At 52.1% G+C, this 11,862-nt stretch carries 8 protein-coding genes; 1 reads left to right on the forward strand and 7 read right to left on the reverse strand.

Features of this window, described 5'->3' with window-relative positions:
• Window positions 1-166: 166 nt before the first annotated feature.
• The 3 genes from C444_RS20110 to C444_RS20120 form a co-directional block, all read right to left on the reverse strand.
• Entirely contained in the window at window positions 167-1,384 is a 1,218-nt protein-coding gene (locus C444_RS20110; RefSeq protein ID WP_049909668.1) for a glycosyltransferase, read from the reverse strand.
• A 787-nt stretch (window positions 1,385-2,171) separates the two neighbouring features.
• A complete protein-coding gene (locus C444_RS20115; RefSeq protein ID WP_004594949.1) occupies window positions 2,172-3,962 on the reverse strand; it encodes a hypothetical protein in 1,791 nt (596 codons plus the stop codon).
• A 230-nt stretch (window positions 3,963-4,192) separates the two neighbouring features.
• Window positions 4,193-5,392 carry a glycosyltransferase family 4 protein gene (locus C444_RS20120; RefSeq protein WP_049909669.1) on the reverse strand — a complete coding sequence of 400 codons (1,200 nt, stop codon included), beginning with the start codon at window positions 5,390-5,392 and terminating at the stop codon, window positions 4,193-4,195.
• 347 nt (window positions 5,393-5,739) lie between these two features.
• Here C444_RS20120 and C444_RS20125 point away from each other — a divergent pair, with 347 nt between their 5' ends.
• Window positions 5,740-6,909, forward strand: coding sequence for a glycosyltransferase (locus tag C444_RS20125; protein ID WP_049909670.1), 1,170 nt, complete (start codon window positions 5,740-5,742; stop codon window positions 6,907-6,909).
• Between the two features lie 34 nt (window positions 6,910-6,943).
• Here C444_RS20125 and C444_RS20130 read toward each other — a convergent pair whose 3' ends face one another.
• From C444_RS20130 to C444_RS20145, 4 genes are all read right to left on the reverse strand, one after another.
• On the reverse strand, window positions 6,944-7,873 hold the full coding sequence (locus C444_RS20130; protein WP_049909671.1) for a DUF1616 domain-containing protein: 930 nt from the start codon (window positions 7,871-7,873) through the stop codon (window positions 6,944-6,946).
• Between the two features lie 151 nt (window positions 7,874-8,024).
• Entirely contained in the window at window positions 8,025-8,858 is an 834-nt protein-coding gene (locus tag C444_RS20135; protein ID WP_004594954.1) for a glycosyltransferase family 2 protein, read from the reverse strand.
• A gap of 379 nt (window positions 8,859-9,237) precedes the next feature.
• Complete coding sequence (locus C444_RS20140) at window positions 9,238-11,079, reverse strand: hypothetical protein (RefSeq protein WP_049909672.1); 1,842 nt, start codon at window positions 11,077-11,079, stop codon at window positions 9,238-9,240.
• A gap of 400 nt (window positions 11,080-11,479) precedes the next feature.
• Complete coding sequence (locus C444_RS20145) at window positions 11,480-11,761, reverse strand: winged helix-turn-helix domain-containing protein (RefSeq protein ID WP_004515801.1); 282 nt, start codon at window positions 11,759-11,761, stop codon at window positions 11,480-11,482.
• Between the last annotated feature and the right edge of the window lie 101 nt (window positions 11,762-11,862).

Here is an 11,862-nt window from a genome sequence, read left to right on the forward strand (position 1 = left end):
TTTAAACATATTTTGTTACTTGAGGTTTTTCGAATGGGCCAGATTATGATTCTCCGTCCCGGAACGTGAACTTCGGAGTGAAACCGCGGGCAGATCCTGGTTTTAGCTACATATAGTTACTCTAACCCATGCAGTCTGGTTTACCTTTACGAAGATGGCACTCGCCTCACTGGTCGAACAGAGAGCTGTATAATCGGAGGTACCGATTGACCATCTGTTCAACGGTGAATTGGTCGTGGACACGTTCGTACCCCTGCTTCCCAAAGCGTTCTCTGGTCATTTTGTCCGTGAATTCCCGCATTGCTGCTGCCATCTGCATCGGTTCGTCAGGTGGAACCAATCGCCCGGTTTCGCCGTCAAGGACAACTTCTCTCACACCGTTGATATCAGTAGCGACGACGGGGCATTCGGCGGCCATCGCCTCAAGAATCGTTACCGGCAATCCCTCAAACGCTGATGCTGAGACAAAGACATCTGCGGCTGCGTAATACCCGTGAATCTCTGGAACACGTCCTGTGATCGTTACAGCGTCAGATAGGCCTGCATCATCAACCTTCGTTCGAAGCGACGATTCGAGCGACCCCCATCCGACGATGAGGAGATGTGCAGATGTAGAGTGGTCGACAACGCCTTTCATGGCCTCAATGAGAGTCCGCTGTCCCTTTTGCGGCTCATAGCGGGCAACATTGAGATAGAGGGGATCGGAATCTGAGATCCCCCATTCTTCTCTCACAGTGCTACCATCGGTTGAACCCACGGAACTAGCGAATGCATCCACATCGATTCCATTCGGAATTGTGCTCCACCTGCCTTGGGTGTCTGAGTCGAAGATTCCGCTACTACCGGTAAAGGCCGTCTGGACACCTTTCGAGACGGCAACAGTCCGAGAATCAAGTGAACGAGTAATTCGTTCTGCGACCCGCTCAATGGGATGGTAGTTAGCAGGGACGTTGTGCTGTGTGCTCACGATATGGTCAACGTCAGATACCGAACCGACAAGTCGTCCGAGTGCCTGCGAATACGGCAGGTGGCAGTGGAGGATATCGAACGAAGCTTGGTGGAAGAATCGAAGCAGACGAGGAATCGACCGAGGATCAAACTGGGGGTACTCTCCGACTGCACCGAAATCAACAACGCGGGCACCTGCGTCTTCGAAGTCCTGCCGGAGCGTATCATCGCCACCGAAAAAGCAGACTGTGCAGTCGAAGTTCTGTTTTTGCGCCCGTTCGACAAGGTTCAGAACAATAGTCGGTGCGCCATCCGGTGCGAGCTTGTTAATAAGGAAGCAGACGCGTATCGATTCATCCTGGGACCGGTGGTAGCTCTCTCCATATATGTCAGAGTCCGCCGTCCCAGTTTCGCCTAGTATTTCGGAGTCACTCACTGCTCGTAAACCTCTCCGAGTTGGAATCTGTCGTCTGCCGCTCAATTAGTTCTCTATCGGTGTGTTGCCGAGAGAACGTAGATGAAACGAGATGATAGAGTGGCAACGTCCTCTGTCCTACCGTGCCAGAGCGGCCATTCTTCTTTGGACCAACCTCGCTGACTGCGCTACCGTGTGTTCGGGTTTCATGTTCATCAGTGAGTCCAGAAAGTACTGTACTCGTTAACGCACCCAGGATTCCGAACAACAAAGTCTTGCTGGCGTGTTCTATAATCGATGCGGTTTGTTTTGGTGCGGTTACAGATTGGCTCGTCTCAGACTGGTCTCGGCTGAGGGCACATATATAGTAAGTCATTCCCCTGACTCCACCAGAAAAGAGGTTCCGAGTGGCGCGTAAACTATGCATTTGTATGAGTTCATTGAAGACCGATGCTTATTGTTAAGCCTATACTGTCCGGGTTAGGCGGTCTTTAGTTTGATTTGAGAGGAAGATGGGTGGGTTCTTTATTATCGGTGGCAGGAACCACCCAACTCAGCGGTTGGTTAGAGTGTTTAGGTTTCTATGCTGCATGCAGACGGTGGGGTGCGATATTCAGAAAGTGTGTGGCAAGTTTTGTACCTGATGAACGGTTGTCGACCTGTACTGAAAGGCCGTCCATGTTTCTTCACGTGGTGGCTAAGTACCGTCGTCGTATTCACCAACCACGAACACGGAGACAATTCAGGAGTACCGTGGTTACAACGTAAGAAATCCTCTGTTATACCCACAATGAGCTTTGACGTGTGATCAGTTATCCGGCGAAACCGACCAACCGCTGAACCCACCGTTTGTGTACACTTTGTTCGCAGTCGGGTCGTTGTGGAACCGAGCCAGACTGTCTTCGCCGTATCTGAATAGATACTCCTGTTGCTGTTCCGTGAAATAGGGTGCCGTATGTTGCTCCGTATCATATGTTTTCGTCATGACGTAGCTTCGGCCGAACGTATCTGCCGCTGTGACATCTGCTCCGAAGTAGCCGAGGTTTCGTGGAATATTGTTGTTGAGGTTAATATCGGCCGGATAGTATCTCGGACTATCTTTACCGACGACGAATGCTTGCATCTTGTGCGACGTATCCATTGCATGAATCGGGACCCCCTGCTCGTAGTGGTTTACCATGTATTGCGTCCCGTCGTATTCGGCGTATGTCATGTGCTTATTCGGTTCGTATGCCGCCCCAGCAGCCAGTACCGCACTCGTGATCATAAGGATCGCTAATACTACCGTAATGCCGGACCGTTGCTCACTAGCGCTGTGCACGAGTGCGAGGGCAACTAAGACAGCGGCGAACAGTAGCGAGTACCGGTTCGCTCTGATGATTCCCTTTACGATGAGATTTCCGAGCAGAAACGTCCCTGCGATGGCGATGCCGGCAGTGAAATGCGTTGTTCCGAGTCCCCAGTCGTACCGTGGACCGCGCCATAAGAACCAGTAAAGAGTCACCAGAGATACTACACCGGCTATGGCGAAGTAGATCGTAGTAGACCCGTACAGTGTGACGAATTTCTCCGCGAGTTGTACCGGGGAGAACTCTACAGATCCCGCTTTTTGCAGCTCCTCTGCCGCGGGTGTCGCCTCGTTCTGAGAGTTAATCACATTTGCAATCGCCTGTTGCGTCTGGCCAAACTTCGTTAGCCACGCGAACAGCAGTGGGAGGAATGCGACCCCCAATCTCGGACTGAGGGACCGTACATTCGTCAGCGAGAGGCGACCGTACACACCGGAATACACCGCAGTCAGCAATAAAAGCCCCACCATGAACAGGGTCGTCATAGGGTGTGAATAGATGATGAATACGCCGATAAGCAAAAATAAGACAACGTACTCGTTGTCGTTGCTCCGCCGGTATAGTTCCGTAAGCGTCAGCAGTACCGGGACAATCATGAACGAGTTTATCGCTGGGTGGTTCGAGAGATGAAAAGTCGTATAAATAAGGGGTGCTCCCGCAGCCAGTCCCGCTGCCAGACTTCCGGACTGACCAGAAATGGTTCGGACAAGGACACCGATACCAACAATCTGTACCGTTGTGAACAACAACGCGGTCAAGTACGGAATAGCATCAAATGGGACGCCCAGCATCGTCATCTGTGCCATCAGTACGTGTTCGCCCGGGTACCAGATGCCTGGAAGCGAACCCGTTGCCAGGATCCCTTTTATGTCGCCGAAGTGTCGCAACGCGTCGGCTCTTCCCTGTCCGTAGAACCTGTAACCTCGTGCTTTCGGCAGGAAGAAAAACAACGCATAGTTAGCAATGATGAGGCCAAGGCCGTGTCGCCAGTATCCCGACTCTGTTACCGCCGCAGCGATCAAGGTCAGTATCCCGCCCCCAAGTACAATATAAAAAAGATACCAAAACGACTGAGGTAGCGCGTCGACGAGCGATGTTTCGTACCCCGTTGCTGGCTGTATCATGAGGAACATACCGCTTTCGAGGACGAGGAACCCTGCCAGAACAATTACCAGGTACTCCTGTAGATCTCGGTTCGCAAACTGATAGGTGTCAAATAACTTCCTGTCAATATCTGTCTTGTAGCCCATATGTTGCTCTTGTGGATGTTAGTCGCTATCGGTCTGCCGTTGATCCAATCTTGAAACACTCTTACGCTGTCCCATTATTAAGTAATCAGAAACTAACGGGCCAAGAGCAGGAATCCGCAAACCTATGGCTCGAAGAGACTGGTGTTGATGCGCAGTCGATACCGGATAGTGTGCCATCATAGAAATCGCAGATAGCACCCATTCTCGTTAGTATCCATTGAAACAGCCTACTATTTTATATTGGTCTCGTCTCGTATCGCCGGAATCTCTGGGCTGGACGGGCCCTTGCGGTCTGTTGCCGGCGGTTCGCTGATCTTAGCAATCTGTCCCAGTATGTTTGTGGTTTCCCGAACCATGTCTTCCCAATCGTAGCGCGCGGTCACAATCTGGCGCCCGTGCTTACCCAGATCGGACAGCAGTTGTTTGTCTTCAACCAGATCCGAAACGGCCGTGGCAAGTCCCTCAATGTCACCCACCTCGACAGTTGTACCGGTCTGCTCTACGATTCTCGCAGTCTGTTCGAGATTGCTTGAGACAACCGGTGTCTCACACGCTAACGCTTCCAAGACGGTACGGGGAAAGCCCTCGGTCCGGCTGGGCAAGACAAACAGATCAGCCGCTCTGAAGACAGTTGGCATCTCGCTGTACGGAACACGCCCGAGGAAGGAGACAGCGTCGTCCAACTCCTTTTCAGCAACGGTATTTTCCAGGCTCTCGCGCATCGGACCGTCGCCACAGAAAAAGAGTTGAGCATCCAGACACCTGTCCTGTATTTCCGCAAGCGATGCTAGCGCATCCTGTGGGCGCTTTCCGTCGACGAGGCGACCGACAAAAACAATTGCAGGACCGACGGCCGCATCGATTCTATTATGCTTTGGTCCTGACGGGGAAAACCGATCAGTATCTATACCATTGTTTACTACCGCGATATCAGTGTTAACACCCATTTCTCGTAGTTTAGACTGTTCAACATCAGTGTAGCAAAACGTCACATCGGCTGAATCGTACGTCCATTTACCCAGCGTTCGGAGATGTGCGCGCGAGAACCAAAACGGCCCACGCTGAGAGTTTAACCCGTGACACGTCACGGCAAGGGGTATATCTTTCAACCGACAGTAAGCCGCAGCCACGTTTGTTGAAAAGAACAGGTGAGAGTGGGCGTGAACAACGTCATAGTCTTCGCTGTTTCGTAGAACCCTGGTCGTGTTCGTGAAGAGTTGATTGCCCAGGGTCTCAACCTTTGGTGGTTGTCGGATGAGCGTGTATCCGTCTCGTTCAACGGTCTCCTGTTCGTCTACGCTGTCCGAAGCAGTCAAAACGGTCACATCGTGTCCGTGTGCAGCCTGATCGCGACTGAGAGCGTGTATATGGTATGGTGCACCACCGACCGTTTCAGGGAAGATATCCTGAGCCACCCGAAGAATACGCATTTGTTCACCCAGGGTTTGTGGGGTAACTGGTTTAGTTAATAGTCTGATTTTCCAGTAGTGACTCTCTATAACACCGGTTATTACATTTCAGTTGGTCCTAGAAAATATACCAGGGTTCACGAAAGACCGTATTATAAAAAGTTGGAAGAACTCACAGGAGACCACTCGACGTGGTTTAGTTTTAATTGTGTTTCAGCGAATACGTAATTGTCCTCGAAACAAAAACGTAACAGCAGACCAGTCATCTAACTCCTGTACAAAGTGACTCTCGTTATATATTACAGATCTGTATCTCGATGCCCGTAGGGACAGAATAAACAAACGGCTGCACCTACTGTTTTGGACCAATGGAAACCACTGGGCCGATAGCATTCTATGTACCATCACTAACAGTTGGCGGGGCAGAGCGTGTCACGGTTTCCGTAGCAAATGGACTCGCCGAACGAGGCTACGAGGTCGATCTAGTAGTCTCGTTCAACGAGGGGGCGTTCCGGAAAGAAATCAATGAGCAGGTAACTATTGTCGACCTTGATACACCTAAAATACCTGTTGTTGGGATTGGAGCGAGCGTGCCGTGTCTCTCACGATATCTCTCCGTACGGTCACCAGCCATCATGTTCTCACAGATGACCTACGCCAACGACATCCATCTTGTTTCACAACTAGTAGCGAGATCCGACACAGTGTCAGTCGGAACCATCCACAATACACTCGGCATGCAGGAAAAGTCAAAAGAGAAGCTCGTTCAGTCGCTTCAACGTCGATTGGCAGGACAGGCTAATCAGTTCGTCGCTGTATCCGAGGGCGTCGCTGAGAGCGTCGTTGAGTACGTTGGCGTCGACCGGGAGAAAGTATCTGTCTTACACAATCCGATTCCGGTACACGACGTCCAAGCACAGGCCCAGGAGTCAGTTGACCACCGCTGGCTTGCCTCTCCAGAGCACGAGGTCGTTCTGGGGATCGGACGGCTCGAACGGGCGAAGAATTTCAGTTCTTTTCTTCGGGCCTTCGCACAGCTCCATGCGAATCGACCGCAGACGAGGGCAATAATTGTCGGAAAAGGCTCGAAACGGAGTGAACTCGAAGACCTTGCACGCGAGCTGGATATCGAGGATGTTGTGTCGTTCGCTGGATTCGTCGATAACCCATACGGGTTCATGGGGAGTGCGTCAGTGCTCGCGATGTCATCAATTCACGAGGGGCTACCAACAGTCCTTATCGAGGCCCTCGCCTGCGGGTGCCAAGTCGTTTCCACAGACTGTCCAAGCGGGCCCGCAGAGATACTTGATGACGGCGAATACGGTCGCCTCACACCGGTTGGAGACGATACAGCGCTCGCGGATGCTATCGAAGCGACACTGGAATCCCCGATATCCACAGACAGACTCATTGAACGAGCAAACGATTTCGCACCCGATGCCGTGATAGACGAGTACGAGGCGTTCGTTCATCAGTATGTCGAGCCCGAAACCAGAGCACCAATCGCAGCCAACGCTGATTCACCGGTCGGCTTCTGAATTGCTAGGGAGAAACTGTCTGTTGTTCAACTTCCTAAGTCACATCAATCCAGATATGGGTCTCTCGGTAAGCGTTATCCACCGTCGGCTGATCTGGAATCCCATCTCGGTACAGCAAATACGTTAATCGGAGCCGTTCACCCTCAAGAACAGGGGTCACAGTATGACGCTTTTGCCATGTGTTGCCGGGAGAAATTGTCTCACTGTACGTATCGAGGCGTGTGCGCTCTGTCGCATCTCCCGTAGGTGCCGTTCGAGTGAGTTGGACGACGACAACGTAATTCGTGTGTTGCTGCTCACGGTTCGTGACAGTGAAGTACAGGTCACTGGATTCACCAAGCGCCATCTCTTCCGGATAGCCGTCCGCTTGCAGCGTCCCGTTGTTCTCGGTCAACAGTCCGAACTCGGAGTACGTTTCCCCGCGTTGGGGCTGTGCAGCGACGAAGGTCACACTGACCAGAGCGACCATGATAGCCACCGCAACGATGATTGATCCGAGCTGTACACCGCCATCGTCAGACTGTGTCTCGCTGTTTGACCCCGTATTGAACTGTACTGCTGATTTGCTCGGCTCTGACCCTGACGCTTTTCGGCGGTACAGCGCAACGAAAGTCGACAGATACGCCACCGCTGCGAGTGCTGACACGACCGGGACCGATCGAATTGGCCAGTTGGTGAATTCCAGATTCACCCCGACAATAACCGCCAAACAGATACTCGCGACCACAGCGTACAGTATTCGTTCGAGACCAACCAGTCGATGCTGCTGATACATCGATTCTCGGTCGGGAAACAAGGCCGCAATGAGCGCATAGCCAGGAACAAACAGCAGAAACGGTATTGCTACAGCCGCAAGCAACAATCCGTCCACTGGCGAGACAGTAGCGGCAAGTGCAACGGTTGTAATTACAGTAATCGTAACGAGATCTGCAAGCTCTGTTGACAGACCAGACCACCTACCCATGATCGATACTACTACTCTAGGAGCATAAGTAGCAACAGCATAATTCTAATTTTTCACTATGCGTGCGATGAGAGAAGGATCTCAAATAGTTCACTCATAACTCACTCAGCGCCGTTCCATACCGGACGAGCACATGACATAAGAAGCTGGGTCAGTCGACCCGGAGATGCTTTTGTTTGAGTCGTGATAAAAACCCGGTAAGTAGCAACATTGAGAGCTTCGGAACGAACGAACTGTATCTGATTCCGCTCGACTCGTCACCGTAAAACGCCTCCATCGGCACGTCCTGAACAGTCAGTCCATTGGCGTCTAGGTGAATGAGCATGTCGTTAAGGAACCCGTAGTCGTCAAACAGATCGTTCAGTGAGAGTTGTTCGAGTGCTGTCGCAGAAATCGCGGTGTATCCGTTTTGCGGGTCGCGCATTTGCCAGTGTCCGCTCGCTATCTTTGTCAAGATCGTGAGGAGCGCATTCCCGAAAAACCGCCAGTTAGACATCTGAGCACAGTGGCTTCGAGATATCAGGCGGTTGCCTTTCGCGTAATCCGCCTCCCCCTCAACGACTGGGTCGAGTATCTCATCGAGTATGTTCGGGTCCATCTGGCCGTCGCCATCAAGGACTGCAACCGTATCCATGCCACTCATAAGCGCTAGCTCGTATCCAGTTTGTACGGCGGCCCCGCGACCGCCGTTAGTCTGATGACGGACTGGGACGACCCGCTTATCGAGAAACGTCTGGCTTTCAGATACCGTTGTCCCGGCGCCGTCGGCGACAACTATTTGTTGTGCGGAATTCCCGGTCTCACCGGCCTGTTCTACCTCAGTATCCACGTATTCCTTGATTTCGGTCCAGGTGCCATCTGTCGAGCAGTCATCGATAACGAACACCTGATCGACGTACTCCGGAAGTGAGTCGATGACCTCACCGATGAACCCCTCTTCGTTGTGTGCCGGAACGACGACACCGACAGTTGAGCCTTTATACACTCTATGTCCCCCCTGTTGGTGAGTGGTCCCGCTTCGCTTCTAGGGGTCGCACAGCACGGCTGCATTGCTGGAGCGAGCCCGTTACAGTACGCACAGAGTTACCGAGAAGGGAGCTACTCATCTCGGGTCGGCCCTCATGCCAGACCCACGCGCCAATAGCAACCTCTGATTCAGTGATAGTCATGGTAGGTCGTAGGGCCGCTCACCGGCCACCAATAGGGCCCTCTCTGTCGCCATGTTGGACAAATCGATCTATTGTTATTCCTTACTTTCCTGGGTTAGCGGTCATATACAGTGAACTGCCGGATCAGTAAATATCTCGTTAGGCCGATTTCGGAAAGCGCCTGCGTATGGCGATTACTATTGTTAGAGAGAGTAGTTATTCGAATTGGTCCTGATACGTCGTCCTAATGTCCGCCTGGCGACTAGCGGTCAAGTTCTCGTACGACTTCCCGTATGTGTCGATGGCCAGTTCGTCCCAGGACTCGATTCGGTCACCGGAATCAGTCTGGAACTGTGCATCGAAGTCCGCTTCGACCTTCTGTTGGGTTTCAATTTCTAGTCCTGTGAAATTAAAATTCTCGCCGGCTTTTACATCGGCATCGTACTCTTGCCGGGCGATTTCCTCACGCGTCCGTACCTCTGCGGCCGCAAGGCCGTCTGCGAACGGTTGACGTTCGTGAATCTCCCCGACCTGCCGCTTCGTTTCACTGCTGACCTCATCATAGTAGTATCCGTACTTATCCTGGGTTATTTCATCAAGCGAAGCGCGGTCACCATCAGAGACACTGGTACTTCCGCCGGAACCGCTGGACCCACCGTCTTTTGCCCATGAGGGTTTGACCGACATAGCTGTTGACGCACGCGCGTCTTTTGAGTAGATGCCATAGACGTACGTTTGCAGGCTCAGTGGTTCTACGGGGTAATCCGTCGAGTCGGTTACCGTGTATTCAATCTCGAACCGAACGCGAGTCGACTCGCCGGGTGCGAGCGTGACGTTTCTGTCGACTCCATAGGCTTCCGGACGATCATCGTCATCGCTGTCGATGCGGTGCTGGATCGATTGAGTTCCAGTGATTTCACCCGTGTTCGTTACGTCCGCGGAGAACACAGCCGTATCACCGACGTACAGAACATTCGGTCCATCCAAATCCGACACCTCGAAAAGACTGTCCTGTACCGTCATCGAGACGGTATCTGTGTCATCAGCAGTTTCAAGCGAATAGTTGTGTGTCCCGCGGCTCAAATTCGTCGTGTTCACTCCAATAGACACGATTGTAGTTTCGTTGACAGCAGATGAAACGGAGCGCGAATAGGTGGTGTTCATGGAATCACTGCGGAGCGTGACGTTGTCCATCCCGTCCACGTCACCAATGTTCTCGACGACTGCTGAGATATTAGCAGTTTCCCCCCTCGTTACGTTGGCCGGTGCAGTCGTGTTCTGCACCCGGAACGTCGCCGGTTGCTGGACATGGAGTGTTCCGGTCGTTGTTGTGTTTTCGGTGGCGATCTTGTATTGATATCGACCAGGTTCCAGATCAGCAGTTCGGACCGTAGCAGTGCTCATCTGGCTCTGGCCGCCCGCAAGTGAGTGGACACTCTCGTTCAGCGTTTCAGAATCGGAGTACTGGCCGTTTTGATCCGCATCGACAGCGATTCGCACTGTCTGGACGCCGCGATATGCACCGATATTGGTCAGGTTTGCTCGGATGGAGGCGCTCGTTCCACGGACGATTGTAGCGTTTTCAGTGGTATCGGCGAGTACAAACGTAGGCGGGGTAAGAACAGCCACACTCCCAGTTGATTCCGGGGACGATGATTCACCGACGGCAACGGCGTACGTGTATTCCCCGGAACTGATTTGCTCAGGCTCGACAGCGAACGTCACGTCCGTCGGTTCTGCAGCCGAAACCTCAACTTGTTTCGTTGCTACCGTTTCAGAAGGTCGTCCGTCTCTGTTCAATCGTAGCGCTACTTGTTGTGTTGTCGTTTCCGACCCTACATTTGTGATTTGAAGTTGCACACGCAGCGGCTCATCCGGCCGAATTTCGGTCGGAGATTGCACAGTGCGTATCTCCAGTTCGTCCTCGCCTACAGTGGTCTCCGAATCTGCCGGTCCATCGGCGAAACCACCGATCCCAAGCCCCAGCGTAGCGCCTCCAATGAGTAACAGCCCAGCGACGCACCCAATCAGTATTTTTCCGTAGCCTATGGACAACATGCGTATGCAGGTATATCACAAATCATTATTGTTACGGCTGCTATACCTAGCGGTAGACATTCTTTGCATTCCATATCGAAGAGCGAATTTCCACAGGGATATCTTGGAATTTGTAGCATTCCTTTAGTTCCAGACACGTCACCAAAGTGGAGCCTTTAGCCATCGTCGTAGTGAGTCAATACCGTTCGTTTCCGTCTCAGTTAGACGACGACTGTTAGCCGCATCTATGGAAAGCACACCGGCTTGTGGTCAGATACCAGAGTTGGTGTAATAGAGTAGCGTGTACGCGAGACATCCATATAAAATTATAAGTTCAATTCGAAGTGAAAAATAGGGATAAAGATGGTTCTAAGTCGACGCGGCTGTGCACTCCTATCAGTTCGAGACCGAGATGCGACAGTTACGCCATGTTCTTCCGTTCGATTGTTTCCCAAATATCGACACCCTTCTCGGTGATGTCGTACACGCGGCCTTTCTTCCGATCTTCCGAAACTAATAGGTCGACCAGTTCCGACTCACGGAGTTCCTGCAGGGCGCGCGAAACGTGAGCAATGCTCATTTCCCTGTCGTCCGCAATTAATGACGGTGTCGCAGGGCCTTCTGACAACCGGCGGAGAGTCTCGACTCGATACCGTGAACTGATTACGTAGCTCACTTCGTCCCACTGATCAAAGTCTGCCATCGTATCTATTCGTATGCACGAGTGTACCAGCTACCTTCTTTGGACACAAACTCGTGTACAGTGATATTCCATGTGCCTGTGGTTAATTGTTTCGCTCGTGT

The sequence above is a fragment of the Haloarcula japonica DSM 6131 genome, from assembly GCF_000336635.1.
Taxonomy (GTDB): domain Archaea; phylum Halobacteriota; class Halobacteria; order Halobacteriales; family Haloarculaceae; genus Haloarcula; species Haloarcula japonica.

Bases quoted from the DNA above. Each gene is read 5' to 3' on its own strand.
- C444_RS20115 (WP_004594949.1), bottom strand. From the start codon at position 3,962: ATGGGCTACAAGACAGATATTGACAGGAAGTTATTTGACACCTATCAG.
- C444_RS20120 (WP_049909669.1), bottom strand. From the start codon at position 5,392: ATGCGTATTCTTCGGGTGGCTCAGGATATCTTCCCTGAAACGGTCGGT.
- C444_RS20125 (WP_049909670.1), top strand. From the start codon at position 5,740: ATGGAAACCACTGGGCCGATAGCATTCTATGTACCATCACTAACAGTT.
- C444_RS20130 (WP_049909671.1), bottom strand. From the start codon at position 7,873: ATGGGTAGGTGGTCTGGTCTGTCAACAGAGCTTGCAGATCTCGTTACG.
- C444_RS20140 (WP_049909672.1), bottom strand. From the start codon at position 11,079: ATGTTGTCCATAGGCTACGGAAAAATACTGATTGGGTGCGTCGCTGGG.
- C444_RS20145 (WP_004515801.1), bottom strand. From the start codon at position 11,761: ATGGCAGACTTTGATCAGTGGGACGAAGTGAGCTACGTAATCAGTTCA.